This window comes from Spirochaetota bacterium (assembly GCA_017999915.1).
GTDB lineage: Bacteria > Spirochaetota > UBA4802 > UBA4802 > UBA5550 > RBG-16-49-21.
Genome location: JAGNKX010000010.1, coordinates 115,445 through 141,893, shown reverse-complemented (window position 1 = coordinate 141,893; position 26,449 = coordinate 115,445). Strand labels below are relative to the sequence as shown.

Annotated in this window: 20 protein-coding genes; 7 read left to right on the top strand and 13 right to left on the bottom strand. The window is 56.3% G+C overall.

Annotated elements, in window-relative coordinates; genetic code table 11:
- The first annotated feature begins 79 nt into the window (after positions 1-79).
- From glpK to amrB, 5 genes are all read left to right on the top strand, one after another.
- Positions 80-1,567, top strand: coding sequence for a glycerol kinase GlpK (gene glpK / locus KA369_15380; protein MBP7737361.1), 1,488 nt, complete (start codon positions 80-82; stop codon positions 1,565-1,567).
- Between the two features lie 51 nt (positions 1,568-1,618).
- Positions 1,619-1,813 (top strand): hypothetical protein, encoded by a 195-nt coding sequence (locus tag KA369_15375; GenBank protein ID MBP7737360.1) that lies wholly within the window; start codon positions 1,619-1,621, stop codon positions 1,811-1,813.
- The gene (locus KA369_15370; protein MBP7737359.1) at positions 1,814-2,566 is read left to right on the top strand and encodes a hypothetical protein; all 753 of its coding nucleotides are present in this window, start codon (positions 1,814-1,816) and stop codon (positions 2,564-2,566) included.
- Between the two features lie 298 nt (positions 2,567-2,864).
- The gene (locus tag KA369_15365) at positions 2,865-5,297 is read left to right on the top strand and encodes a DUF3160 domain-containing protein (GenBank protein MBP7737358.1); all 2,433 of its coding nucleotides are present in this window, start codon (positions 2,865-2,867) and stop codon (positions 5,295-5,297) included.
- Positions 5,267-6,157: an AmmeMemoRadiSam system protein B gene (gene amrB, locus KA369_15360; GenBank protein MBP7737357.1), complete on the top strand. Its 891-nt coding sequence runs from the start codon at positions 5,267-5,269 to the stop codon at positions 6,155-6,157. The genes KA369_15365 and amrB overlap by 31 nt, the downstream gene beginning before the upstream one ends.
- 110 nt (positions 6,158-6,267) lie before the next feature.
- Here the strand turns inward: amrB and KA369_15355 are convergent, their stop codons facing one another.
- From KA369_15355 to folE, 13 genes are all read right to left on the bottom strand, one after another.
- Positions 6,268-7,296: a branched-chain amino acid aminotransferase gene (locus KA369_15355; GenBank protein MBP7737356.1), complete on the bottom strand. Its 1,029-nt coding sequence runs from the start codon at positions 7,294-7,296 to the stop codon at positions 6,268-6,270.
- A 277-nt stretch (positions 7,297-7,573) separates the two neighbouring features.
- Complete coding sequence (argH, locus tag KA369_15350) at positions 7,574-8,962, bottom strand: argininosuccinate lyase (GenBank protein MBP7737355.1); 1,389 nt, start codon at positions 8,960-8,962, stop codon at positions 7,574-7,576.
- Positions 8,963-9,158: 196 nt separating this feature from the next.
- Positions 9,159-10,154, bottom strand: coding sequence for a hypothetical protein (locus tag KA369_15345; protein MBP7737354.1), 996 nt, complete (start codon positions 10,152-10,154; stop codon positions 9,159-9,161).
- Positions 10,155-10,168: 14 nt separating this feature from the next.
- A complete protein-coding gene (fliD, locus tag KA369_15340) occupies positions 10,169-12,196 on the bottom strand; it encodes a flagellar filament capping protein FliD (GenBank protein ID MBP7737353.1) in 2,028 nt (675 codons plus the stop codon).
- A 341-nt stretch (positions 12,197-12,537) separates the two neighbouring features.
- A complete protein-coding gene (locus tag KA369_15335) occupies positions 12,538-12,906 on the bottom strand; it encodes a flagellar protein FlaG (protein ID MBP7737352.1) in 369 nt (122 codons plus the stop codon).
- 162 nt (positions 12,907-13,068) lie between these two features.
- Entirely contained in the window at positions 13,069-13,914 is an 846-nt protein-coding gene (locus KA369_15330; protein ID MBP7737351.1) for a flagellin, read from the bottom strand.
- Positions 13,915-14,227: 313 nt separating this feature from the next.
- Positions 14,228-15,079 (bottom strand): flagellin, encoded by an 852-nt coding sequence (locus KA369_15325; GenBank protein ID MBP7737350.1) that lies wholly within the window; start codon positions 15,077-15,079, stop codon positions 14,228-14,230.
- A gap of 971 nt (positions 15,080-16,050) precedes the next feature.
- Positions 16,051-16,707, bottom strand: a complete 657-nt coding sequence (locus tag KA369_15320; GenBank protein ID MBP7737349.1) for a response regulator transcription factor — start codon at positions 16,705-16,707, stop codon at positions 16,051-16,053.
- 132 nt (positions 16,708-16,839) lie between these two features.
- Positions 16,840-20,154 carry a PAS domain S-box protein gene (locus KA369_15315; protein ID MBP7737348.1) on the bottom strand — a complete coding sequence of 1,105 codons (3,315 nt, stop codon included), beginning with the start codon at positions 20,152-20,154 and terminating at the stop codon, positions 16,840-16,842.
- A 244-nt stretch (positions 20,155-20,398) separates the two neighbouring features.
- Positions 20,399-21,553: an IMP cyclohydrolase gene (locus tag KA369_15310; protein ID MBP7737347.1), complete on the bottom strand. Its 1,155-nt coding sequence runs from the start codon at positions 21,551-21,553 to the stop codon at positions 20,399-20,401.
- Between the two features lie 153 nt (positions 21,554-21,706).
- The gene (locus KA369_15305; GenBank protein MBP7737346.1) at positions 21,707-22,426 is read right to left on the bottom strand and encodes a hypothetical protein; all 720 of its coding nucleotides are present in this window, start codon (positions 22,424-22,426) and stop codon (positions 21,707-21,709) included.
- Between the two features lie 11 nt (positions 22,427-22,437).
- A complete protein-coding gene (locus KA369_15300; protein ID MBP7737345.1) occupies positions 22,438-23,055 on the bottom strand; it encodes a phosphoribosylglycinamide formyltransferase in 618 nt (205 codons plus the stop codon).
- A 50-nt stretch (positions 23,056-23,105) separates the two neighbouring features.
- The gene (folE, locus tag KA369_15295; GenBank protein MBP7737344.1) at positions 23,106-23,660 is read right to left on the bottom strand and encodes a GTP cyclohydrolase I FolE; all 555 of its coding nucleotides are present in this window, start codon (positions 23,658-23,660) and stop codon (positions 23,106-23,108) included.
- Positions 23,661-23,971: 311 nt separating this feature from the next.
- Between folE and KA369_15290 the strand changes: the two genes are divergently transcribed.
- Together KA369_15290 and KA369_15285 are read left to right on the top strand one after the other, a co-directional pair.
- On the top strand, positions 23,972-24,271 hold the full coding sequence (locus tag KA369_15290; GenBank protein MBP7737343.1) for an STAS domain-containing protein: 300 nt from the start codon (positions 23,972-23,974) through the stop codon (positions 24,269-24,271).
- Positions 24,272-24,275: 4 nt separating this feature from the next.
- A complete protein-coding gene (locus KA369_15285; GenBank protein ID MBP7737342.1) occupies positions 24,276-26,408 on the top strand; it encodes an ATP-binding protein in 2,133 nt (710 codons plus the stop codon).
- Positions 26,409-26,449 lie beyond the last annotated feature (41 nt).

Here is a 26,449-nt window from a genome sequence, read left to right as displayed (position 1 = left end):
ATTAATTTTTTCATTGACATTGTTTTTTGATAAACGGTACTATCGTGAACTGGCACCGACTATCTTTGAGGATCAGAGAATGGGAACGCGTTTTATCATAGCCATAGACCTCGGCACCACCGGCAACAGGGTCTTCTGTTTCAACGAACAGGGCCTGCCGATCTCGAGCGCCTACAAGGAGTTCACCCAGCACTTCCCGAAACCGGGATGGGTGGAGCACGACGCGGAGGAGATATGGGACTCCGTGAGCGCCCTCATCCCCCAGGCGATCTCCCGGGGAAGCCTCAATCCGTCCGACGCCATCGGCATCGGCATCACCAACCAGCGCGAAACGTCCCTCCTCTGGGACAAGACCAGCGGCAGGCCGATCCACCGGGCCATCGTGTGGCAGTGCCGCCGCACGACCGACATCTGCAACGAGCTGAAGAAGGCGGGCCACGAAAGCGTTTTCCGCAACACCACCGGCCTGGTCATAGACGCCTACTTTTCAGGCACCAAGGTCAAGTGGCTCCTGGACAACGTGCAGGGGGCCCGGGCCCTGGCCGAAAGCGGCAAGCTCCTCTTCGGCACCATCGACACCTGGATCCTGTGGAAGCTGACGGACGGCGTGTCCCACGCCACGGATTACACCAACGCGTCCCGCACCCTCATGTACGACATCCGCAAGAAGGAATGGTCCGATGAGCTGCTGAACATCCTCTCCGTTCCGAAAAAGATACTCCCCACGGTCATGGCGTCGGCGTCGAAATTCGGCGTCACCAGGAACGCGCCGGGCCTTCCGGACGGCGTCGTCATTGGCGGCATCGCCGGCGACCAGCAGGCGGCCATGGTGGGACAGAACTGCGTCACTGTCGGGAGCTCAAAGAACACCTACGGCACCGGCTGTTTCATGCTGATGAACAACGGCGACACCTTCGCCATTTCCCATAACGGCCTCCTCACCACCCTCGCCTGCGACGACGGCGGGCGCCCGGTCTACGCGCTGGAGGGCTCGGTCTTCATAGGCGGCGCCGTGGTGCAGTGGCTGCGGGACTACCTGAAGTTCTTCGCCGTAAGCGCCGATTCGGAGGACATGGCGAAATCCGTGGCCAGGGAGAGCAATGTCGTCGTGGTTCCCGCCTTCGTGGGACTGGGAGCGCCCCACTGGAACATGGACGCCCGGGGAGCCATTTTCGGGTTGACCCGGGACACGTCCCGTGAGGAAATCGTCATGGCGGCCCTCAAGGCCATAGCCCTCCAGTCGAGGGACCTGGTCGAAGCGATGGAGGACGACACCGGGACGACGATCCCGGAGCTGCGCGTCGACGGCGGGGCCACCAAAAACAGCTTCCTGATGCAGTTCCAGGCCGACATCCTTGACATCCCGGTACTGCTTCCGGAGATCACGGAGTCGACGGCCCTGGGGGCGGCCTACCTGGCCGGCATCACCGGGGGGGTGTACGGCTCCATCAGTGAAATAGCGAAGAACAACAAGATATCGTCAAAATATACTCCAGCCATGGACGCTCCCGTGCGAGAGCACCAGATCGCCATCTGGAAGGACGCCATCAGGAGATTGTTGCTGTAGAAATAACGCCATAGGGCATTACCATGTATAATTATTACCGGGAGGATAATCATGGCACGACCATTGTTGGGTGAGATTCTGTTGGAAAACAAGGAAATATCCAAGGAACAGCTGGATAAGGCCATTGAGATACAGAAAAAAGAGGGAGGATTGATCGGGATCATCCTCGTTACCATGGGCGCAATAACAGAGCAGACCCTGGTGAAGTACCTTGCCATACAGGCGGAGAGGGTCACGTCGTCATAGATGCGTCCCTTCACGGCATTCCCAAAAACGGCCGAGGCGCTGCCCATCATCGCCGATACCGGGACCGGGGGATCCGATCGCTCCATGGCCCCGCGAAAGACGCGGGCCCGCAGGGCCTTCACCGCCGCAATCATTCTCGTCCTGGCGGCCTTCCTCTCTGGCTGCGCCGCCAGGAGGGTATCCAACTATCAAAAGTTCACCGACCACGTAAAGAAAATCCAGGAGATCAACAAGAAGTCGTGCGCCGCCGGATGCACGCTCTTCGAGGGAGACAGCAATATCGAGCTGATCAACGTGCAGGATTACTTGTCGGAGCCGGCCTGCAACTACGCCTACCGCGGCAGCACCACCAGGACGCTCCTCGATCGCAGGGAAAAGGTCTCCCTGCTTAAACCTGCCCGGATCGTCGTCCTAGTCGGCGGGAACGACCTCGTCGCCAAGCTCCCGTCGGAGGACACGTACCGCAATTATGACGAGCTCCTCGGCTACTACAAGGGTGTCAGCAAAAACGTCTACTGCCTCAGCAACCTGCCGGTGGACCCGGCCATTATCATCAAGAATTCCACCCTGGTCGCGCTCAACGAACAGCTCGAACGCATCTGCCGAAAGAGGGGCGTGACCTATGTCAACGTGTATCCCCATCTCCTGAAAAACGGGGGCCTCAATCCGGACTACGCCATGGACCCGGTGCACCTGAACAAGGCGGGGCAGGACGTCCTGATGGATGTGCTCAAGAAAAATTTGAAGAAATGAAAAATCGCGGGCGAGATGGAATCACTCCCTCATATAATAACACTCTTTATATATGCGCGGGGGTCCATCGCTCGTCCGCCACGTATAAGCAGAGCCAAATGCGACCTCCTGTCGCGGCCCTGCACTCGGCCCTCCTGGCCAGCGCACCATGCTGACTCGTCGGAACCGGCGATATCCTGCATCCTGGTCGCATGTTACTGCCGGGAAGACAGGAATGCCGCGGAGGGCACGGATGCCCGTGAGCGGCCAAGCTGATGAACCCACCGCGCATTAGATAACAATTGTCTGGAGGTCTTCCATGAAACGCTGCATAATCACAATCGCAATCATTCTATTTGCCGTTACCGTCCAGGATCTCAGCGGCGCTGATAAGAAGCCGCGGACCCTGGTGGTGACGGATGAGCGGGTTCTCCTGGACAAGCCGTCCTTCAAGGGCAACGCGGTGACTATGCTTTCAAAGGGAGAGAAGGTGCAGCTCCTCGAAAAAAGTGAGCACAGAGAAAAATATCTCAATTTCGAGGAGCCCTGGTGTTACGTGAAAACCGGACCCGGTAAAAAAGGATGGATTTACGGCGCCTATGTCCGGGACCCCTCCGGGGAGCGGATGGATGACGGCGGAGACAGGGGCGGGAAGTCCGCCGTCGAAGGCGACATCCCGAAGACGATCCGCCTGAAGGCCACGCCGGTCCAGTTCAAGAGCAGGCAGTCACTCCTCGGGGCCCCCGAATCGGGACGGTACAAGTACACCGAATACGGCTTCAGCGCCGCAGAGTCGACCCGGCTGAAAAAGAGCGGCTTCTACATAAGGAGCGTGAAGCATGACCGCCTTCCCAACATCAACATAGACGACATGGTGGACCTCTACCAGTTCTACAGCGGTATCGAGAAACCCCGGGAGGTCGTGGAGCTTACGGAGATCGATGAGACACCGGTCTACAGCGTCACGCCCCTCTTCATATCGTCGGACTACCTGCTCCATCTCTACCACCTCCTGTTCATGCGGATGGTTGAGGACATCGAGAAGAAAAAGTTCTATCCGGCCATCAAGAGCCTTACCGAGTCCCTGGCGCGGGAAGCGCTGAAGGGATACCGCTCGGCGTCGGACCCGGCCATGAAGGACGCATACAGGCTGGCGGCCGCCTTCTTCTGCGTTCCCCTGTCGGTCATGGGCGGGAGCGCCGGCGACGCGCAGATCGAGGCCCTGGTGGCCGGCGAGATACGGAGCATCAAGAGCGCCTCCGGCTTCGCCAAATCGGCCATTACCGGGGAGGACGAGGATTACAGCCAGTACCGCCCCCGGGGCCACTACAACAAGGATGAGAAGCTCCGCACCTACTTCAAGGTGATGATGTGGTACGGGCGGATCTATTTCCCGGCTGACAAGCCGCTGCCGGCCATCATCATAACCGATCTCCTTTCGAAAAAGGAATACCTGAAGGCGTGGGAATCGATCTACATTCCCACGTCCTTCATCGTGGGACGGAGCGACGACCTTGACGTGTACGATTTCCAGCAGGCCATGAAAAAAGTGTTCGGGAGCGGCTACTCGCCCGGAACAAACCCCGGAGAGAAACAGCTGAAAAAATTCAGCGAGTACTTAAAGACCCTGAAGGCTCCGAAGATCATTTCGACGAAAACCATGACCGGCGGAAAGGCCCCGGACCTGAAGGAAGCTCAGGAGATGACGCGGGGCTTCCGCTTCATGGGCCAGCGCTTCATCCCCGACTCCTACATTTTCACCATGTTCACCTCGCCCCGGATCGGGAGCAACGCCCGTCCCCGGAACTTTCCCCGGGGCCTCGACGTGATGGCGATCCTGGGATCGGCCGAATCGGAGCGCCTGCTGGAAAGCGAGATCAGGGAGATCCCCCGGTTCAGCGAGCAGTACCGCCAGCTGAAGAAGGAGTTCGGCGACTACGGCGACGATGTCTTCAGCCAGAACATCTACTGGGGCTGGCTCAACTGCATCAGGTCCCTCTTCACGAAGCCGGACAAGGGCCTCCCCGCATTCATGGGGAACCCGGAATGGCAATACCGGCTCCTCCTTTCGGCCCACGGATCATGGGCGGAGCTCCGCCATGACACGATCCTCTACGCCAAGCAGTCCTACGCGGAGATGGGCGGCCCCGAGCCGGAGACCGTGTACTACGCGGGGCAGCCGCGGATCCCCCGCGGCTACGTGGAGCCGAATCCCCTTTTCTTCAGGCGGATCGTCGCGCTGACAGACATGACCATGAAAAAGCTCTCAGCCGCCGGTGTCCTCACCGACGAGTACCGGGAAAAGCTCGGCGTCTTCGGCGGCGTGCTGAAGCGCCTGGCCGCCATCGCCGACAGGGAGGCGGGCAACGCCCCCATCGGCGACGATGACTTCATGTACATAGGAAACTGCACGAAGACACTATCCGGCATCGTTCTCCCCCGCGAGGAAGTCTTCATGGACGACACCTACAAGAAAATGGCCGTCGTCGCCGACGTGCACACGGATTCCTCCTCCGGCCAGGTGCTGGAAGTGGGCGTGGGCATGCCGAAGGAGATCTTCATGTTCGTGAGCGACCGGAACGGCGCCCGGGTCTGCATCGGCTACGTGTATTCGTACTACGAGTTCAAGGCGCCCATGAGCGCCCGCATGACCGACGAGGAATGGCGCGGCAAGGTGTACAATCCCGCGGGCAGGGACTACCTGAAGCAGCGGGAACCGTCATGGCTCAGGCTCATCCCCTCCGCGGACTGACGGCCGCGCTCCTGGTCGCGGCCGCCGCCGGCTGCGCCGCGCCGGGGCCGGTCCACTATTCCTCCCGGAGCGACGAGCGGGAATTTTACGAGGGATTCGCCCGGGACGGTAAGACCTTCCCTTCGGCCATGGACGAGATACACGGCGGTATCGTGAGCCACCACCTCTTCGCGGGCGGACACATCTCCGCCTTCTTCGCCACGATCCGGAAGGCCCCGGCCGGGGAGGCGCCCCGGACTTTCATCATCCTGGGGCCGGACCACCGCCGGCAGTGCGCCGCCATAACCGCCGCGACCAGGCGCCCGTGGAAAACGCCCTTCGGCACGTGCCCGCCGGACCTTGCCCTGGCAGACCGCCTCTGCGCGGCCGGCGCGGCAGCCATCGACGAGGACGCCTTTATCGGCGAGCACTCCGTCGGCGCCGTCATTCCTTTCATTGCCCATTACTTTCCCCGGTCGAAGGTGGCGCCCCTTCTTCTGAGCTACCGCATGTCATGGGAGGAGGCACGCCGTCTCGGCCTGGCCCTGGCGGCGGAGGCGGGCGCCGGCGCGATCCTCATCCTTTCCTCCGATTTCGTCCATGATAGGTCCAGCGCCGAGGCCCGAAGGCTCGACAAGCGGACGCGGGAGATCCTGGTAAAGTTCCGGGACGAGGTTTCCGCTGAAACGGTCAGATACGCGGAGATGGACTGCCGGAAGGGGCTCATGGCGCTCATGGCCTATGTGAAGGCGCGTAAATCCGGTTCCATGGAGATACTCCACAACACGGACTCGGCCCGGATGGCGGGCCGCAACGTGCCCACCACCAGCTATTTCTTCGTGCTGTACGGGAACAAAAAGGTTAACACCCAAGCCCCCTAAATCCCCCGGAGGGGGACTTGCATATAACGAAAGCGCGATCCAGTGACCGCGCTTTCTATAACAGGACTCATGCTGCGTTTTTTTTGCGGGGTATCCCCGGAAAAGCGCGCCTATTTCACCTCGTAGAGCCAGCCGAACTTGTCCTCGGCGTCGCCCGTCTGGATCTTCGTGAGACGGTCATAGAGCTTCTTCACCACCGGGCCGGGATTGTCCCCGTCGCCGAAGGTGAAGTCGCGGTCGCGGAACCTGATCGTGTTCACCGGCGTGATGACCGCGGCGGTGCCCACGGCGCCGACCTCGTTGAAGCTCTCCAGCTCCGTCGCCTCCACGGGACGCCGCTCCACGATCATCCCCATGTCCTGGGCGATGATGGAGAGGCTGTCATTGGTGATGCTCGGCAGTATGCTGTTCGATTTCGGCGTAATATAGGTGTTGTCGCGTATCCCGATGAAGTTCGAAGTGCTGAACTCGTCGATGTACCTGTGCTCCTTGGAATCAAGGTAGAGCACCACCGGGTATCCCAGGTCATGGCCGTACTCGCCCCCGCCGAGGCCCGCGGCGTAGTTGCCTCCCACCTTGCAGTCGCCCACGCCCTGGGGAGCGGCCCTGTCGAACTGCTCCACGACCAGCGCCTTGACCGGCTTGAAACCGCCCTTGTAGTAAGGGCCTACCGGTGTTGCGAACATTATGAAAAGATACTCGCTCGCCGGGCCCAGGCCGACCCGGGCGCCGATCCCGATCGCCAGGGGACGGATATACATGCTGGCGCCGGTGCCGTAGGGCGGCAGGAATCGCCGGTTGGCCTTCACCACCCTGGTGACCGCATCCATGAACAGGTCGTCCGGGAACTCGGGAATGAAGATGCGCTTGCAGCTTTTCTGCAGCCGGTGCGCATTCTCGAGGGGACGGAACACAACGGCCCTGCCGTCCTTTGTCTCAAAGGCCTTGAGACCCTCAAAGGCCTCCTGGCCGTAATGAAGGCACGGGGCCGCCATGTGGAGGGGAATATGCTCGTCGGTTACCATTTCCCCGGTAGACCACTTACCGTCTTTCCAGTAATAGCGGACGTTATAATCGGTTTTTTCGTAACCGAAGGGGAGATTTTTCCAATCAAGCTGGGCCCGTGTTTTGTCTTGCATATTCATTTCCGTATCCTGCCGGTGGTCTGATTGTGGCCATGGTCGATCCATAGCGCCGATCCTGTCCACCGTATTTTTTGATTAAGGGATAGTTTTTACGGATGGCGGAATAATTGTCAAGGATAATTGTGGGTATGTGTTTGAAGGCGGGGTCACGCCACTCGATTCAATATACCCTCACCCCGCCTTCGGCGCGCCCTCTCCCATGAAGCTTGGCAAAAAGGAGAGGGGGAAGGGGGTGAGGGATAAATATGCCCCCTCCGGGGGACGGGGGGGGCTATATCTTTTTCCGTATCGCCTCTATCTGCGCCAGCACCTCTTTTTTCGCCGTGCTTCCCGTCGATACCTTGCGCTCGACGCTGGTCTCCGGATTGATGATATCGGCGATATCATCACCGAATTCCGGCGAGAATCTCCTGAAATCAGCCGCCTTCATGGCGAAGAAATCGGTCCCCTCCTCCTCGCAGGTCCTGACGATGGCGCCCACGATCTCGTGGGCCTTGCGGAAGGGGACCCCCTTGCGCGCCAGGTAATCGGCCAGGTCCGTGGCAGTGGAGAAGTTGCTGTACACCGCCTTTTTCATCCGGTCGCTGTTCACGGTCATGGTGGAGATCATCTCGATCATGCCGGCCAGGGCAAGCTTGATCGTATCGATGGAATCGAAGAGGCGCTCCTTGTCCTCCTGGAGGTCGCGATTATAGGTCATGGGGAGGCCCTTCAGCAGTGTAAGGAGCGACATGAGGTTCCCGATGGACCTTCCCGATTTACCCCTGATGAGCTCGGCGATGTCAGGGTTGCGCTTCTGCGGCATGATGGACGATCCGGTGGTGACGCCGTCCCCCAGGCGGATGTAGCCGAATTCCGTCGTGGACCATAGCACCAGCTCCTCGCAGAAGCGGGAGAGGCGCACGGCGCAGACCGCGGCGAAATAGCAGAAATCGAAAATGAAGTCGCGGTCGCTCACCGCGTCCATGGTGTTGGGCACGATCTCATCGAAGCCGAGCTCTTTCCGCACGAACTCGCGGTCCACCGGGTAGTTGAGTCCGGCCAGCGCCCCTGATCCGAGGGGGAGCTTCGAGCAGGCGCGCACCGAGGCGTCGAGGCGCTCCGCGTCGCGCAGGAGCCCCCAGGCGTAGGCGAGGAGGTGCTGGCCGAAGCGGACCGGCTGGGCCACCTGGAGGTGGGTGTACCCGGCCATGATGACGTCAATGTTCTTTTCTGCGGTGTCCGCCAGGAGACCCGCGAGTCCGGCGAGGAGCGCACGGATCTCCTCCGATTCATCGCGGATGTAGAGGCGCATGTCCAGGGCGATCTGGTCGTTGCGTGACCGCGCGGTATGGAGCTTCCTGCCGGCGTCGCCGATCCGCTCCGTCAGGGCCGCCTCGATGTTCATGTGGATGTCTTCAAGGGAATCCTTGAACTCGAAGACACCCGCTTCTATCTCCTTCCCGATCCCGTCCAGGCCTCCCAGGATGTCCGACAGCTCGCCGTCGGCGAGTATGCCGATCCGGTGGAGCATTTTCGCGTGGGCCTGCGACCCCCGAATATCCTGGCGCCAGAGGCGCCTGTCATAGCCGATCGACGCCGAAAGCTTCTCGGCGATATTCGACAGGGAGCCGGTGAAGCGGCCCCCCCACGGCTTTTTCTGTTCCTTGTCCTTTCCCATGGCAGCGGTTCCTGTATGATCGGATAATGGTAACGTCGGGACCGCCTCCGGTCCCTCGCGCACAACTGTCGAAGTCAGGTAATAAAAATCAAGTCATTTAAAACCGGCGGGTTTTCGATTGCTTGAGGGAGCGGCGGGGAAGCGGCGCGTCCAACTGCGGTCATGGCGCGACATTCCGCGGCATAACCGCGCCCGGTCACTTGCCGGTGATCTTCCCTGCCAGCTGATCCAGGTACGCTCCCAGGTTTTCCAGGGCCGGCCTGATCTCGTATTCAAGGATATCGGAGAGGCTGATGATATCGTTGTTCTCCATCACGGTTATGATCTCATGGAGAAGAGTGCGCAGCCCGCGGTTCTTCTCCTCCAGGCTGATCCCCTCGACGCTGATCTCGGCCAGGTCCACGTGAAACATCGGCACGAGCTGATAGCAGGTCCTGGTGTACCGGTATATGAAATCGACAAAGGACTTCAGCCGCTCCGATCCCTCCATGTCCTTGCCCATCTGGTAGGCCACGGCCGCCGCCTGCACGCCCGCGAGCTGTTCGGCCAGCTCCTCCCTGGTCTGGGAGATCGACGATATCAGCACGTCCGGAGAATCGATGCTCTGCACGATCAGGGACCGCATCTCGTCGCTCATCAGGAGCATCCTGAAAATATGCTTGATGTCGGCGAAAATGTCCCGGTGCAGGGCAATGATGTCCTTCGCGTCGTTGCCGGCGACCGCCAGGCTGTCCCGGAAGGCCTCGATGGCGCGGACGTGGTGCGCCAGCTCCCCGTCCTTGTACTTGAGCCTGTTATAGCTGACGCCGAGGAGGCCCGTCACCTTGGAGAGGACCTCCAGCAGCCACGATATGCCGGAGAGGATGTCATCGATGTCGTTCCGGCCGCACTGCCGCGTCTCCGCAACGCGCTCCATGAACGCAGTCACTCGGTCGCAGTAACGCGTCGCCTCGTCCACGGAGGAGAACACGATATCCGCCTTCGACTGCACGATGCAGTTGATGACCTTGATGTCATTGAGACTGGCGTCGGGGGCGTCATCTATGGGATAGTTGTGATCGTCGATATAGAGCTCGTAAAAAACCAGGTCGCGATCGCGGGTCCATTCCGATATGGAATTGATGACATCGGAGATCCTGTTATCCTGCTGAAGCTCGAAATCCACCGGGCAATCGTTTATAAGTACCTGCATATCACACCTCTTGATTATTTCTCTTTTCCGTCGCCGTCCGAGCCGCCGAGCTGGTTTTTCATCCACTGCTTCTGCGCGTTGGTCTGGGAGAGCGCCCGCTCCATCGAGGAAAATTTACGTTTGAGCTTCTCCTCGTATTTCTTGATATGTTCTTCCTTCTGCTTGATGCTATCGTCGGCCAGCTTAATGGAGCTGTCTTCCATGTCGATCTTGGAGGCGATGATGTTCTTACCGGGCGAGACATAGGGCTTAAGCATAGCCGCGAGCCTGAACGCCATGCCGCCGTCCGCCTTGTTGTCACCGTCCGAATCGGACCCGAAAAACTGGGTCACCCCCTCCGGATTTTCCAGTATGGTCTTCTTCAATACAATATCGTCGATGATGAGCTTGCCGTTCTTGATCGATTCCCACTCGGCGTTTATCGAGCCGGTGGAAACCCCCATCTGTGAAAACATCTTGATCGGCACATCGGCGCTGTTCGGGTATGCGCTGGTCATGGTCGTCTGGAGCGTGCCCTGCAGCCTCATGAGGGACATATCGCCCATGAAGAGCCCCTTCTGGCCGAAGCTCTTGTCAAAATCACCCGGTTTCTCCGTTATGGCCGCCTTGGTCAGGTCATGGTGCATATCCAGGTACTTGTTATAGGCGTCGACCAGCTTCCTGATCTTATCCACGGACGCCTCGATGTTCTGCTCGATGTTCAGGTCCACCTCATGGGTCGACGGCCGCTTCACGGTGAGGGTGACGCCCTTGATGACATCATTCAGGCCGTCGTTGCGGTCTCTGGTCACATCGATGCCGTCGACGGTGAGCTTCGCGTCATGGGCGGGAGCGATGACGTTCTTCAACGCGTATCCCGGCTTCTGCTCCGCCGGCGTGGCGAGGCGGACCCCTGAAACTTCCATGGTCCCGCGATTGCAATACAGTATGACCTTGCTGATCCTGCCTTCTTTGAGGTCCTTGCCGATCGCTATCGTCCGTGGCCCTTTCATGTCCTTCCCGAGGGGATATAGCTTCTCAACGCGCTTCCCGTTCTCCACGGCCACGAGGCCGATGCCCATCAGGCTGTCAAGGTCCTTCTGGTCCTCCTTCTTTCCCTCGCGCTTGCGCTCCACGTTATAACTGTCCAGGACTATGCCCTTGATATTGACCCTTTCCTTCGGACCTATCTTCAGGCGTTTCGGTATCCTTTCGTCATCTCCGCTCCCCTGTTCCCTGTACGTAAGTTCGAATTCAAGGGTCGTATCGCTCTTGATCGCCGTTTCGACCGGAAGCGCGTACTCGCGCCACAGGATCCCGCGGACAGAAACCGCTTTACCGCTCTCTTTCACCTTGATGTTCCCGTTCTCTGTACCGGCCTTCTTGTCGCCCATGTAGGATGTAAAATATCTCGCGTCGAAGGAGATGGCGACCTCGTTCTTCTGGTCCTTCGCGATGCCGCCGGTCAGGCCGATCTTATCAAGGAGGTCCTTGTCCCCGCTCAGCTTGATCTCGCCCTTCTCGCCGGTTTTTTTCGATTCCATGGTAAGTATGTAGTTTTCGCCGTCCTTGCGCATATAAGAAGCGGCGACAAGTTCCGAGGCGGTTTCCTCTATCCTCTGGCCGAGGTCTTTCAGGGTGCCCCCTTTGAACGCCATGGTCTGCTTGGCGCCATCCACCTCTATGGTGAACTTCCCGGCGGGAAGCTGGTCTTTTTCCTTCATCGGGTCGGTGGATACTTTATGTGAAGTCGCTATCTGGTTGACCTTGATCTTTTTTACGCCCTTATCGGCCTGCGCCGACGCCTTGGCTTCTATTACGGAGTTGTCCGAGCTGGTAACGCCTTTATCATTGAAAGATGTCCTGAAGCCGTACAGGTCCCTGGCCGCGTTATTGATGTCAGAGAGCTGTTTACCCAATGACTTGAGCGCTTCCTTCCGGGCATTATAGTTTCTTTTACGGATTTCCAGCTGCTTAATCGGTCTGGCTTCTACGTTAACCAGCTTGTCAACAATGGCATCGGTATCCATTCCGGATGCCATTCCACTCATTGAAACCGGCATATGCAAGCCCTCCCTTGCTTATTATGATACTTCACCATTATAGGACTCCTACATCATAGTTATCGACATAATATCATAATTTAATAAGAGGATAATAAATAGTAGTGAAAAAAACTGACAGATTAGATCAGAATCGGAGAAGATAAATTATTTTGTTTAAATTTATATATATAATTATATTATTTGTACAATAATTTACTGAATCAACCGGGGAAATAATTTTTATGCTTTTTTTTGCAGGGTGCCTGATTTTAAAAGATTACAAAGGTATCCTGGGAGGACATTTCGGTCCCCTTTCGCAAAAACATATTACTGCCAACGTCCCTACGCCGCGAAATCAGCTATCGCGATTCATCAACTATCATACCGAGAAAATCCTGGATATGCTCCAGAAGCCTTATCGCTTCCTTTGAAGGGATTTCCCGTATGACCTCGTCGGAATCGTTCTTCATGACCTTGACAATGATTCGCTGCGTCTTTTCGTGATACGAGAAAGACATGCGCTCGTGTATTTCCTTCACGCCCTTGTTCAGTCTATCGACGACTTCTGAAACCTCTTCCCTGCTCAGCTCTCGCTGCGCATTCTGGGTCTGCGGTTTCTGAACATGCTGGGCCTGGGTGACAACGGGCGCATCCTGCGCCATTTCTCCCTTGCGGGCATAGGCTCCGCCGGGATCCACCGAATCGTAACTGACATTTTTAACGTACATAATTAACCTCCATGTTAACGAGAGACCCAATCTCTCAACCTCCCTTTTAATTAAAAAATTGTCCCCCTTCGGCCTCCGGTCCGGGCAGCGCTACCCGGGCAGAAGGACCGAAGAGGACCGGAGACATCCGCACTGCATAGATACTCCGCATTAGAGTTATTCTCACTCAAACAGTTTCAATACCAGCTTAGGCTTGTTGTTGACCTGGGCCAGCATTGCGACACTGGTTTGAACGAGAATCTGGTCCTTTGTGAATTCAACCATTTCAGTTGCCATATCCGTATCGCGTAACCGTGAATCCGCCGACATCATGTTCTCGTATGTCTGGGTCAGTGCTTTTATCGTGTTTTCGAGCCGGTTGTAATACGCTCCAAGGTCTGCCCGCTGCCGGTTCAGCTTATCAAGAGCCGAATCGACATAACCTATCATCGCATTTGCGCCGGCCACCGTTGAAATCGTCCGCTTTGTGTTCCCCTCACTTACCAGGTTGAAGGCTTTCGAGCTGACAGTGGCGATATACACCCTGACCCGCTGATCCTGATTGGCGCCCACATGGAAAAACATGCTGCTGATTTTGCTGTTCTTGGCATATTCTCCCCGGAGCATCTTCATCCGGTTGAACTCCGAGGAAGAGGCGATACGATCGACCTCGTCTATAAGCTGAGATACCTCAACCTGTATCTGAACCCGATCGTCCCGGGAATAAATCCCGTTGGCCGACTGCACCGAAAGAACCCTGATCCGCTGCATGATATCATTAATCTGCTGCAATGATCCCTCCGCGACCTGGATAAAAGAAAGCCCGTTCTGGGCGTTCTTTTCAGCCTGGACCAGGCCGTTAATCTGGGTCCGCATCTTCTGGGACACGGCCAGACCGGAGGCATCATCGCCCGCAGTATTGATCCGCTCGCCGGATGAGAGCCGTTCGATGCTCTTGTCCATCTGGACCGCCACTTCCTTCAAGCGCCTCGCTGCGAATACGGCACTCATGTTGTGATTGATTCTCATTGGTTCCCTCCCTTAGTGTATTCCGCGGCCAGGCCTGCCCGGCCCGAATCGCAGGTTTTTCAGCCGCTCCATCATGGAACGGCCGGGACCGCAGCCGGTCCGAAGGTTAGCTCCTTGTTGTGCTGCCCTGACTGCCCATAATCACGACAACACCGGCTCCGGATATTCCGGCAGCCGGTGATGCCCTCCCCGCATCACGGGCTGCCGAAACAGCCGGGCGCAGGACAGTCGGGCCTCACCAGGAGGGGTGAGAATCGCGCTGAATTTTCAAAGAACCTTTGTCTCTTTACTCGTGAGATCATTACCGGTACTGCTAGGTACCCAGTAGTTTTAATACTGATTGACCAAGGACATTCGCCTGGGCAAGCATTGCCGTTCCGGTATGCTGGAGAATTTGATTTCTCGAAAACTCCGACATTTCCTCGGCCATGTCAACGTCCCGGATCCGCGATTCCGATGCCTGCGTATTCTCATACGCAGCCATGAGACCTTTCGCGGTCATATCGAGCCTGTTGTAATAGGCGCCGAGGTCGGCCCGCTGCTTGCCTATTCGCTGCAGTGACTGATCCATGATCCCTATGGCGGAGTTGGCGCCTTGCGGGGCCGACAGCGAAACGATGATTTTACCGGTGCCATCGCGGAACTTGAGGGCTTGCGCCGTCATCGTCCCGATGTACACCCGTTTGCGCTGGTTCATGTTGGCCCCGAGTTGGAACCACATGCTCGCCTTGGGATTGGTCCTGGAATAGCTTCCAGTCAGTAATTTAAACCTGTTGAACTCCGCCTGAGACGCGATCCTGTCAACTTCGTCGACAAGGGCGGAAACCTCTACCTGTATGAGCTGACGGTCTTCATTGGAATAAATACCGTTAGCAGCCTGTACAGCCAGTACCCTGATGCGCTGGATAATGGACGAGGTCTGGTTGAGATAACCTTCGGCGGTCTGTATGAAGGACATGCCGTCCTCGGTGTTCCTCTCAGCCTGGCGCAATCCCTGGATCTGGGTCCGCATCTTTTCGGATACGGCCAGTCCGGACGCGTCATCGCCTGCCTTGTTGATCCTGAGTCCGGAGGACAGTTTCTCCATGTTTCCCTGGAGATCCCAATCCTTGAACTTGATCGTCCGGTTGGCATTAATCGCACTCATGTTGTGATTAATTATCATTTTACACTCCTTTGTTGAGACTAGTATTCTGGCTTCCATGCCATTCTGATTCCGAGGGCGGCGGAATCGAATGAATACACCAGTTAAGCGGCTGAAGCCTTTCCGCAACAGCCGGGGCGAGACATTCCAGGCTTATATTTGGGCCTATACAAGACTGGAACTCTCTGTACAGATTAGCCTACCCAGTTTAATAAAGTTTTCAAAGATCTCACAGAGTAAAGTAGGGATACGTATCCCTATTCGAATTCTCGCCACCTTTGGTGACAATGTTGAGGGCAATGGGGGGTTTTTATAATGATTTAATAACGATTATTTGGAAATATAATCATAAATTAATGTTTTATAACTATATAACAATTTTTTTGTGATTTTTTATCTTTTATTGCTATTCTAGACATATTAATATTTTTGAAAACATTAATTTATATATAAAAAGAGGATATCACCGATAACTATCGGCAGGAGATATGGATGAACGAAGGGATTGAATTACCACAGAGGCGGAAACCGGATATGCAGGGGGATTTATCCTGCCAGGCACCGATAACTAACGGTCTTAACACCGATAACTATCATAAAAAAGTGTACAAAAATTAAAAAAGTTAAAGATAAGATTTAATTCGATGAGCAGTGGGATAAAAAGAAAAACTGCTCATCTACAGTACGCGGCATGGAGAAAAATGGGGGGGGATATGAAACATTGTTGTTTGGGTAACACATTCATCCACTTCTGTTTCAAGGTGTAGTTTATTGTGCCGTATACTGTAGAGAGCAGGATAACATTCTGTCTCTAAAGCTTAACTGAAAGCAAAACCTCCACTTACAATAAGCAGTATTTGAGACCGTTAACTCTTGTAATATACAACATACTACATATGAAATGCAATCCCTGAAAAAGTTATTTGATTGAGGGTGAAAGACGAAAATTTTTGTAGGGGAATCCACCTACAGGCGCGATAAAAGTCTGGAGATCAATGGCTTTCAGGACTACTGCTCTGATTCCACTGGATGGCAAATTGCACAAGCTCTCCTGAATCTTTCAACTTTAATTTTTCGATTATTCGGGAACGATATGTCTCCACGGTTTTAACGCTGAGAGAAAGCTCCTGCGCAATATGGCGGTTCGAAAGCCCCCTCCCGATAAGCTGGAATACGTCCATCTCCCTGTTCGTGAGGCTCTCAAGGGGAGACTGCCGAATTTCCGGCGTGGTCAGGAGCCTGCCCAGGAGCCTTTCCTTCAGGTCCTCGCTTACGTAGATCCTGCCCGCAAGGATGTCGCGGAGCGCCCTGATGACGACCTCCATGGACTCCTTTTTCATGACGTATCCCCGGGCCCCGGCCCGGATCGCCCGCTCGGCGTAAAAATTCTCGTCATGCATCGAAAGTATCAGGACAGGGATGTTAAAACGCGATTTTATAGCGGCGGTGAGCTCAATGCCGCCGGCTCCCTTGAGGGAGAGGTCCGCGATAATGATGTCAGGCTTCAGGTCGTTAATTATCCGGATGGCGGTATCCGCGTCTTCGGCATCGCCGCAGACGATAAAATCCTCCTCGCCATTGATGAAGGCCGCCAGTCCCTGGCGCACCACGGGGTGATCATCGACTATTAAAACCTTGTTTTTTGTCATCAGCCTCTTCCTGTCAAATCAAGGCCTCGATTATACTTCATTCAAGCAGCCTGTCAATATATTTTATCGCAAAGAGCGAAATCCCCCGCGCCTTGCTGCGCGGCATGTTCCATTGCCGGGGCGGCTCCCGCATCACCGCCAGATACACGATACCGTGGTGCCCCTGCCCCTGTTTTTCGTTATCTTCAAAGAAGCCCCGATGGCGTTGGCGCGGTAATGCATTATCCTGAGTCCCATCCCCTTGTGGCTGTCGATGTCCGATGGGATCCCGATGCCGTCATCGGTGATGCTGACATGGATCCTCCCCTTGTTTTTATTCAGGGTCACCGCAATGGTATTGGCCTTCCCGTGCTTGATGGCATTGGTCACCGATTCCTGGACGATATAATGAAACTGCGTCTCCACCATGCTATCATTGATAGTGATGGCCGGGTCGATATTCAGGGTAAAGGACACAGAGTAAATGCCCTCGACGGTGCGGGCGAAGCGCTCCAGGGCAGCGACGATGCCGCCTGAATCGATCTCCATCGGCGACAATCCGCGTGACAGCATCCTGGTATGGTCCTTGGCCTCGTTGATAAGGGCGAAAACCCCCCGCGCATCCTCGGCCTCGGGCAGGGACCTGTTCGACAGCTTTCTCACAAGGGACTCGCACAGGAAGCCGGTCCCCGTGAGGATCTGCCCGAGGTCGTCATGAAGATCCCGGCCGATGCGCTGCTGCTCCTTCATGCTGATCTCAAGGGCCTGGCGCTCGAGGTATTTCCGCTCGGTGATATCCGTAAAGACCGCCACAATGCCCGCGATGTGGCCCCTGTCGTCGATGAGGGGACGGGGCGACACGATGGCGTCTATGTTTCCGTCCGATTTCGATTTCAGCTTTATCTCAAAGGCGCTCTTTCGCAGGCTCTCCTTTCCGCGCACCTGCTCCATGAAATTCTCCCGGTCGTCCTCATGAATGAGGTTGAGTATGGAATTACCGATGATGTCGTCCTTCAGGGCGCCGACCATCTCGCAGAATCGGTCATTGACGAAAGTGATCGTCCCGGCGCCGTCGCCCTGGACAAGGCCGTCGCTCATCGTCTCCACCAGCACCCGGTACCGCTCCTCGCTCTTCCGCAGCGCCTCCTGGGCGAGCTTGCGCAGGGTGATATCCTTCAGGACCGCGTGGATCATCAGCTTGCCGGCTATGGGGACCACCGTGAAGGTAATGTCCACCGGCGCCTGCCGGCCGTCAAAGCAGAGATGCACCCACTCGAAGCTGAGGCTGTCCATCTCGAACACGAACTTCATGATCTCGTTCATTCTCAGCTCCGTGAGGGTGCCGTCGGGCAGGAACTCAGGGGAGAGCTCGTGGGGCGACTTTCCCAGGAGCACCTCCTTCCGTCCGGCGCTGAAGAGGTTTATCGCGGCCACGTTGCAATCGATAATCCTCTTGTCGTCGATGAGGAACTGGGCGTCGGCCGACTCCTCGAAGAGGTGGCGGAACTTTTCCTCGCTTTCGCGCAGGGCCATCTCGATGCGCTTGATCTCGGTGATGTCCCGAATTATCTCGATGGCCCCGATGATGGCCCCGTGGCCGTCATAGAGGGGAGAGGCCTTGCCCCACAGGTAGGTCTCCTTCATGGTGAAGGGGAGCGACGGAATATACGATTCCGCGATAATGGAGTCGCCGTCACTGGAAAAGGTCAGGTAGTGCCCATTGTTCCGCGGGACCTCCTCGCCTACCAGGTCGATCAGGATGGGCCGCCTCTCGCCGAAGAACGGGATGGCGTATTCGTAATCCCCCTTGCCCAGCATGGCCTCCTCGGGAACGCCCGTCATCTTTTCCATCGCTCTGTTCCAGGTAATGACCTTTTTTTCCTTGTCAATGACGAAGGTCGCGTCCGGGAAAAAATCGATGATCTCCATGAGCTGCCGCTGGGCCATGCGGAGGCTGTCCTCAATGACCTTCCGGTCCGAAATTTCCCTCGAGGAAAAGACCGCTCCCATGACCACCCCGTTGTCCCTGCTGACGACCTTGCCGTTCGACTCGAACCAGAGGACGCGCCCGTCCTTATGAATCATCCGGTATACCGCCACGACCTTGTTGCCGCTGTACCGGTTCGCCTTGATCGTCGCGAGGACGCCCGGCAGGTCATCGGGATGAACAAGGCAGTAGATCGGCCTGCCCAAGAGCTCCTTCTCCGAATAGCCCAGCGCCGTCCCGTAGGAAGGGCTCACATAGGTGAAATTGGCGTTGACATCGCACATCCCCACCAGGTCGAACATGTTATCGGCCAGGAGACGGTACTGGCGCTCGCTCCTGCGAAGGGTCTCCTCGATGAGCAGCCTTTCGGTAATGTCCCTCGCGACGACCAGGAGGCACCGGTTGTCTGCAACCTGTATGATTTCCGCGGAAACGATCACCGTGCGGAGATCGCCGGTCCTCGTCTTCACATGGATCTCGTGGTCGTGGACCACGCCCTTCTTCTCTATGGCGTCGGTTATGGCCTGCCTGTCGTCAGGAGCCGTATATATTTCCAGCGATGTTATCGGGGTGCCCAGGAGCTCGTCCCGGTTGAAACCGCTTATGCGGGCAAAGTTCAGGTTGACATCTATAAACGTACCATCCTTCAACAGGATGATGGCCATGCCGGCGGGACTTGAATGGAAGGCCCTGGAAAACTTCTCCTCGGACACGCGGATGGCCTCCTTGGCCCGCATACTTTCCGTTATATCCCTTCCAATGGCCTGGTACTCGGCGAGGTTGTCCATATCGTCGTAGAGCGCCTGCACCGTCCAGTGCTGCCACCGCTCGCCGGCGGGACCGGGAACGCCGCACTCGTAATTCAGCAGCGGCTTCTCCCGGCTCAAGGTCAGGTGATGACCGCCGATCCTGTCCCGCTCGTATTCGGGCATGCGGTCCAGGAAGCTGGTTCCGAGAAGGTCCTCCCGCCTGAGGTTGAAATAGCGGCAGTATTCATCGTTGACGAAGGTGATCACGCTGTCGCCGGGAAGGAACCGGCAGATCATGAGGGGCATCGACTCCACAATGGCCCGGTAGCGCTCCTGGGTCTTCTTGAGCTTTTTCTCCATCTGGTGGCGGTAAAGGGTGAAATCGATGGCAATAATGAGCTCGTTCATGTTGAACGGCTTCACCAGATAGCCGTAGGGATTGGTCGTCTTGGCCCTGCCGACCGTATCGGGGTCCACGTGGGCGGTCATGTAGATGACGGGAACATCATACTGCGACAGGATGTGCCTGGCCGTATCGATGCCGTCGCTGTCGCCCTGGAGCTTGATGTCCATGAGTATGAGGTCGGGATTGATGGTGTGTATATTATCCACCAGCTCTTCGCCCGCCATGAGAACGGCCGGCACGTCATAACCATTGTCCTGCAGTGTTTTTTGTATATACTTGCCGGATATGGCGTCGTCTTCCGCAACCAGGATTCGCGCGTTGGCCATCACTATTCCCCCATCCCTGTTCTATGGTAATGGTATCGCCGAAGAAATCAAGTTATTAATAAAAAATTATGAGAGTGGGTGATGGATATCATTAACTATCAAGTTTTCAAGGGATACCCTCCCCCTTGACGGGGGAGGGAAGGGTGGGGGTGCAACATGACTGTACTTCTCCATGCATATTATCACCCTCCCCTATCCCCTCCCATCGAGGGAGGGGGAAGATGGCTTACATGATCCAATTAAGTTATATATGCAGGAAACACCGCTCCAGCGTGGCCATGAGGGCAATCGAATGCTCGTTGGCGGCCTCGATCACCAGCGCGTCGTTCATAGACCCGGCAGGCCACACGACGGCGGTGACCCCCTCCTTTGCAACGGTGTCGATGCTGTCCCGCTGGGGAAAAAATGCGTCCGACGACATGACGGCTCCCTTGAGGCTGTGACCCTTCTTCAGCGCCTTGTCGATGGCCTGCTCCACGGCCCCGACGCGCTCCTGCTCGCCGGTCCCGACGGCTATGGCGGCGCCGTCCTTCACGAAGACGATGCCGTTGGACCTGACGTTGATGTTCACGTACCAGGCCGTGAGGCAGTCATCGAGCTCTGCGGCGGTGGGCTTTCTCTGCACGACATAGTCCCTGCCCCCGTTCTTCGCCGGGTCTGAATTCGGGATCATCGGATCGACTATAAAATCGGCGGCTGACCGTATCCGGGTAAGGTACGGCACCTCAAGGGTGAAGGACCCGTCAATCAGGTTGCGGAGGTTGTAATACCCCTCGATATCGTCGCCGATGAATTTCGGTATCCGGTCCATGTTGGGGACCTTGGCGACCCGTATGGCGTTGTTGAGCTTTTTCGTACCTTCATTACGCCTGAGCACCGCGAGGGCATCCTGGTCGTAATCGGGGGCGATGATCCCCTCGACGAAGGATTCCATCACCGCCTCCGCCGTGGCTGCGTCTACCTTCCGGTTTAATCCCACGATGGAGCCGAAGGCGCTCCGCTCGTCGCAGTTCCTGGCGATGCGGTAGATCTCGGCCATGGGCTCCCCCCCGGTTTCGACCTTGAAGCCGCAGGGGTTGACATGCTTCATCACCGTGCAGGCGGGCTTGTCGAAAAACTTGAGAATGTTGAGGGCCTGGCTCATGTCCTGGAGGTTCGTCAGGGACAGTCCCTCCTTCCCACCCTTGAGGATGTCCAGGTTGCCCACGGAAAGGGCCGCGCTGCCCGTCGGGGCGTAGGCGATGAAGGGCTGGTGCGGGTTTGTCCCGTAACGCAGCTGGTAGGCCACTTTCTTGAGGGGGATCCTGGTAGTGCCGATAACGATCATCGCCTCGTCGGGGAAATCGCCCTTGATGGCTTTTTTATATGCGTCTTTAAATGAAGATACATCAGTTGCCATATTATGCTCCGTTGATGAATTTGTGCCGGGGATTAAAGAAATCAGGCTACCATGCGATTGATGCAACACCACGGTCCCGTGTCAAGAAAAACATGTGGATATACGGACGATAGGCGCGGTCTCGAGACCGCGCCTATCCTTTCGCGACAGGTATTACTTGTTCCTGTTCTTTATGACGAATTTTATCTTGCCCGCCCCATCCCTGTATACCGCGGCGACGGCGACGCGGTAATCGTCCTTTCCCTTTTCCGGCGCCAGCGCCTTGTAGAACGCCGCCACGGCCTCCTTGGCGGAAGCATAGGGGATTTCCACGTCGATGGGCTCGCCGGAAAAGACCGGGAGCGGGTCCGTGTTGACCCCGGTGTATGTCGCGATGAGCTTTCCCTTTCCGCTAGCCTTCGGGACCTCAAAATAGATCCGGTGAACCGCGCCGTCCGGAGCGCGCTTCACGATGGAAAGCGCCGCGTCCTCGATGAGGCATCCGCTGATGCGGGGCGTATGGTTCGGCGCGTCAGGCTCGTAGTCCCAGTTGCGCAGGGCGTTGCCGAGGGCCGCTATGGGAGTCATGCCTTTTTTGAACTGGGCCGCAATATCGGGGGTCTGCTTGCCGTTGCTCACCGCGATCCATTTGAACTTGCCGACGATGATGGATGGATATATCAGCAGATCAGGGTTTCCCGACTGCAGCGTCTTCTCGTCGGTCGGCTTGACGAAAACGGTTTTCTTCTCTTTCTCGAACTTCCGGGCCTGGCTCGACGGGCTCCTTCCCGTGACGGCATAGAGAACGACATCGTCTCCGGCCGGACTTTTTCCGATTATAATAATACGCCCGGGATATTGCATGTGCGAAAGCGCTTCAAAACCTTTTTCCATGGTTCACTCCTTTACAGAATTTTTACTCTTCTGCCATCAACCTTCAGCCTGCCCTCGCAATAGAGCTTGATCGCTTCGGGCAGCACCTGGTGCTCGATCTTGAGCCCCCGCTCGCGAAAGCTTTCCAGGGTGTCGCTTTCATCGACCGTGTTGACGCCCTGCAGAATTATCGGTCCCGTGTCGCATCCCTCGTCGACGAAATGAACGGTGCACCCGCTGACCTTTACCCCGTACCGCCACGCGTCGCCATAGCCGTCGGTTCCCGGGAAACTGGGCAGCAGCGCGGGATGAATATTGATGATCCTGTTACGGTACTGGCCGATGAGGTGTGAGGTGAGCAGCCGCATGTATCCCGCCAGCACGATCAGTTCCACGTCGTATTGTTTAAGTATCGCAATTATCGCCTCTTCATGGTCCTCCCGAAGGGCGTGCAGCTTACGGTCCACGAAAAACGCGGGGATGCCGTGCTTTCGGGCCCGTTCCAGGCCAAAGGCCTTTTCTTTGTCCGATATGACGCATGCGACCTCCACCGGTAGCCATCCTGACTCCGCCTTGTCGATAATGGACTGGAGATTGGTCCCGGATCCGGAGACGAACACCGCGATCTTGGTTTTTTTCCTGGTTTGCATCATGGTATGGAAATAGTATTATGTCCCTTTAACCATCTGTCAAGATTAATTCATTCAATAAGCTTGAGAAATTCCTCCCTGGTCCGCATGTCGCTCCTGAAAGAGCCCCGCACCACGGATGTTATGGTGCTGGCCCCCGGCTTGCGCACGCCCCGCATTTCCATGCACAGGTGCCTCGCCTTTACCACGACCCCCACCCCCTTTGGCTTGACGTGTTCCATGATGGCATCGGCGATCTCGGTGGTAAAGTGCTCCTGCACCTGGAGTTTCTTGCTGAAAACTTCGACAATGCGGGCCAGCTTGCTGATGCCGACGATCCGCTTGCTGTCAGGTATATATCCTATGTGGCAGACCCCGAAAAACGGCACCATGTGGTGCTCGCACATGGAGTAAAACTGTATATCCTTGACGATCACCATCTCGTCATGTTCTAGCTCATGGGCCTTTCCCAGGACCTTGGCTATGTCCTCCTGTTCTCCGCCGAAAATGTCCTCGTACATCCGCGCCACCCGGTCCGGGGTTTCCTCAAGGCCGCTGCGCCCGGGGTCCTCGCCGATCGCGAGAAGTATCTCGACGACGGCCTTCTTTATTCGTTCCCTGTCCACCTGCCGATCCTCCTGTACTAGCCATGAAGGCGAGGATGCATGACCTCGCCTTCATATCGCGCCCGCCACGGCGCCGCTTATCATTCTGAAAATTATACACATTTTTTCAATAACAAATTGCATGGACCGCCGATTATTATTATCGGCCTTCACCATGGATCGCGATCCGGAAACTGACACGATGTCGGATTTTCAATTATTATGTCCTATGGCGCCTGCGTTTTAAAGTAATTTTTGGCCGCAACGGTAAAAATGGCTTGATTTCATTTAACATCTCTGATGTGTTTTATGAACAGGGGGAGGAATGGCGCGTGATATCCATCCAGGTCGATGATGCCGTTACATTAACCATTACCACCAAGCTTCTGACAATACATAACACCCATGATCTGCTCAGACAGCTCCTGGAAACCGCCCACAATTATGATAAACGACTGGTTCTTGATTTCATCAACGTAAACACCATTGACTCAACGGTCATCTCCATGCTCGTCGAGTTCAACAGTCACATGAATGAAAACAACAAGCAGTTCACGCTTAAAAACCTTTCCCCCTTCATAAAAAAAACATTTGAGATACTTCATATAACCAAATTTTTCGACATTGAATAATCTCATGAAAAATTTCATTGCCGCAGCGCCCCTCATCGCGCTCCTCCTGATCGTGCCCGCGCATAGGCCGTGCAGAGCCGCCGCGCCGAGACCACCCGCCGAGACCGGATCCATCATGCTGACCGCGGAAAGCGCCCGGATCCCCCTGGGTCTTCACATTGCCATTCTCGAGGATAGGACAGGGGCCCTGACCATACGGGAGGCATCGTCACCGGAGATGGCGGACCGATATGTTCCGTGCAGAACCGAGTCCCCCAGCTTCGGCTTCAACAGCACCGACTACTGGGTGCGCTTCAGCGTTACCAACACCCTTCCCCGCGACGATCGCTGGTTCCTTGAGCTCGAATATCCCCACATGGATGTCTTCGAGGCCTACTACAAGGATCGGGACGGCTCCTATATGCGAAAGCAAACAGGCGACATATATAAATTCGACAGGCGGGAGCTACGCTACCGGAATTTTGTTTTTTCCATTGCGGTGCCCAGGGGGAAAAGCCTGACCGTGTATCTCCATTTCGCCGGCTCTTGCTCCAAGCAGTTCCCCCTCACCCTCTGGTCTCCGGAAGCCTTTGCGGAAAAAGCGATCAACGAGAAGCTCCTCCTCGGCGTCTACTACGGTATCATCATTGTCATGATGTGCTACAACCTCATTCTTTTCTTTTTCATACGCGACAGGAGCTACCTCCTCTATGTCATTTACATCGCGACCTACGGCATGGTGCAGATGGCCTACAACGGCATGGCCTTCGAATACCTCTGGCCGGATCTTCCGTGGTGGCACAGGGTCAGCCTTCCCTTCCTCATCGGCCTGGCGATCCTCTGGATGGCCATATTCACCCAGAGTTTTCTCCATTTATGGGACAAGGCCAGGGCCATGTTCTGGTCCATGGTCGCCATCATGGTCATCGGCATCATGACGATGGTCTATTCCGTCCTCGGCGATTACCTGACCGCCATAGAATCGGCGATGAAGCTGATGGTCTTTGCCGCGGTGGTGACCATCGTCTCAGCCGTGGTTTCCATGGCCCGGGGATACCGGCCCGCGCGCTTCTTTCTCATGGCGTGGCTTTTTTTCCTCTGCGGCCTCGTACTCATCGCGCTGAACAAGCTCAACGTCATCCCGGTCATGTTCATCACCGAATACGCGAACCAGATCGGCTCCGCCCTTGAGGTGACCCTCCTCTCCGTTGCACTGGCGGACCGCATAAACATCATGAACCAGGAGAAAAAGGAGGCCCAGCGGGCCACGATCCAGGCGCAGGAAAAATACAAGCTCCTCGTCGAAGGCTCCAGCGACATTATCTTCTCCCTTGACGAGGAGTGGAACTTCATCACCGCCAACAACGCGATCATGACCCACCTCAAGGTCAATCCCGGATCGATCGTCTCCATGAATTTCCTCGACCTCATTTACGACGAAACCGACGACGCCGCGGTGAGCAAGAACCTGGTCAGGGAAAAGCTCGGGGAGCTCCTCGCAAACCGCGAGCCCCTCGGCTTCAAGGTCATGTTCAAGTCGACCATCATCGCCGAGCCGAAGGAGATGCAGGTGCGTCTTGAATATATCAACATCGAGGGCAAGAACGAAATCCTGGGAAAAGCCACGAGCGTCGAGGAAGATGTCCTCATACCTTTCATCGACAGCGAGCAGCAAAATTTCCTGATCAACAACTACATCATGGCCGCGGAAGACGTGACGCAGAGACTGACGCGCAACCTGAAAAAATACATGGAGCAGAAACAGGCGAGCCTCCTGCGCATCGCCCTCCGGGAGCTGGTCATCAACGCCATCGAGCACGGCAACCTCAGCATATCCTTCAACGAAAAGTCTGAAGCGATAATGAACGACACTTATTTCACCTTGATCGCGAACCGCCGCCAGGACCCCCGCTACCGGGACCGCAAGGTACTCATCGAGTATTCCCTGAGCCCGTCCAAGGTCGTCTACCGGATCACGGACGAGGGGGACGGCTTCAGCCACGGGGCCCTTTCCGGCAGTGACGCCCGGGACGCCAGCGCGAACCTCCTTTCCCACGGGAGGGGCATATCCATGGCGAAGAACATCTTCGACTCCGTGGCCTACAACGAAAAAGGCAACCAGGTCACCCTGCTGAAAAAATTCGCGCGCAGCGCGTGAAAATTTTCAACAGAACATCTTCTCGTTCGTATACCTCCATA

What these genes read in the sequence shown, in the direction of transcription:
- glpK (MBP7737361.1), top strand. Translation starts at nt 80, where the DNA reads ATGGGAACGCGTTTTATCATAGCCATAGACCTCGGCACCACCGGCAAC.
- KA369_15375 (MBP7737360.1), top strand. Translation starts at nt 1,619, where the DNA reads ATGGCACGACCATTGTTGGGTGAGATTCTGTTGGAAAACAAGGAAATA.
- KA369_15370 (MBP7737359.1), top strand. Translation starts at nt 1,814, where the DNA reads ATGCGTCCCTTCACGGCATTCCCAAAAACGGCCGAGGCGCTGCCCATC.
- KA369_15365 (MBP7737358.1), top strand. Translation starts at nt 2,865, where the DNA reads ATGAAACGCTGCATAATCACAATCGCAATCATTCTATTTGCCGTTACC.
- amrB (MBP7737357.1), top strand. Translation starts at nt 5,267, where the DNA reads ATGGCTCAGGCTCATCCCCTCCGCGGACTGACGGCCGCGCTCCTGGTC.
- KA369_15355 (MBP7737356.1), bottom strand. Translation starts at nt 7,296, where the DNA reads ATGCAAGACAAAACACGGGCCCAGCTTGATTGGAAAAATCTCCCCTTC.
- argH (MBP7737355.1), bottom strand. Translation starts at nt 8,962, where the DNA reads ATGGGAAAGGACAAGGAACAGAAAAAGCCGTGGGGGGGCCGCTTCACC.
- KA369_15345 (MBP7737354.1), bottom strand. Translation starts at nt 10,154, where the DNA reads ATGCAGGTACTTATAAACGATTGCCCGGTGGATTTCGAGCTTCAGCAG.
- fliD (MBP7737353.1), bottom strand. Translation starts at nt 12,196, where the DNA reads ATGCCGGTTTCAATGAGTGGAATGGCATCCGGAATGGATACCGATGCC.
- KA369_15335 (MBP7737352.1), bottom strand. Translation starts at nt 12,906, where the DNA reads ATGTACGTTAAAAATGTCAGTTACGATTCGGTGGATCCCGGCGGAGCC.
- KA369_15330 (MBP7737351.1), bottom strand. Translation starts at nt 13,914, where the DNA reads ATGAGAATCAATCACAACATGAGTGCCGTATTCGCAGCGAGGCGCTTG.
- KA369_15325 (MBP7737350.1), bottom strand. Translation starts at nt 15,079, where the DNA reads ATGATAATTAATCACAACATGAGTGCGATTAATGCCAACCGGACGATC.
- KA369_15320 (MBP7737349.1), bottom strand. Translation starts at nt 16,707, where the DNA reads ATGACAAAAAACAAGGTTTTAATAGTCGATGATCACCCCGTGGTGCGC.
- KA369_15315 (MBP7737348.1), bottom strand. Translation starts at nt 20,154, where the DNA reads ATGGCCAACGCGCGAATCCTGGTTGCGGAAGACGACGCCATATCCGGC.
- KA369_15310 (MBP7737347.1), bottom strand. Translation starts at nt 21,553, where the DNA reads ATGGCAACTGATGTATCTTCATTTAAAGACGCATATAAAAAAGCCATC.
- KA369_15305 (MBP7737346.1), bottom strand. Translation starts at nt 22,426, where the DNA reads ATGGAAAAAGGTTTTGAAGCGCTTTCGCACATGCAATATCCCGGGCGT.
- KA369_15300 (MBP7737345.1), bottom strand. Translation starts at nt 23,055, where the DNA reads ATGCAAACCAGGAAAAAAACCAAGATCGCGGTGTTCGTCTCCGGATCC.
- KA369_15285 (MBP7737342.1), top strand. Translation starts at nt 24,276, where the DNA reads ATGAAAAATTTCATTGCCGCAGCGCCCCTCATCGCGCTCCTCCTGATC.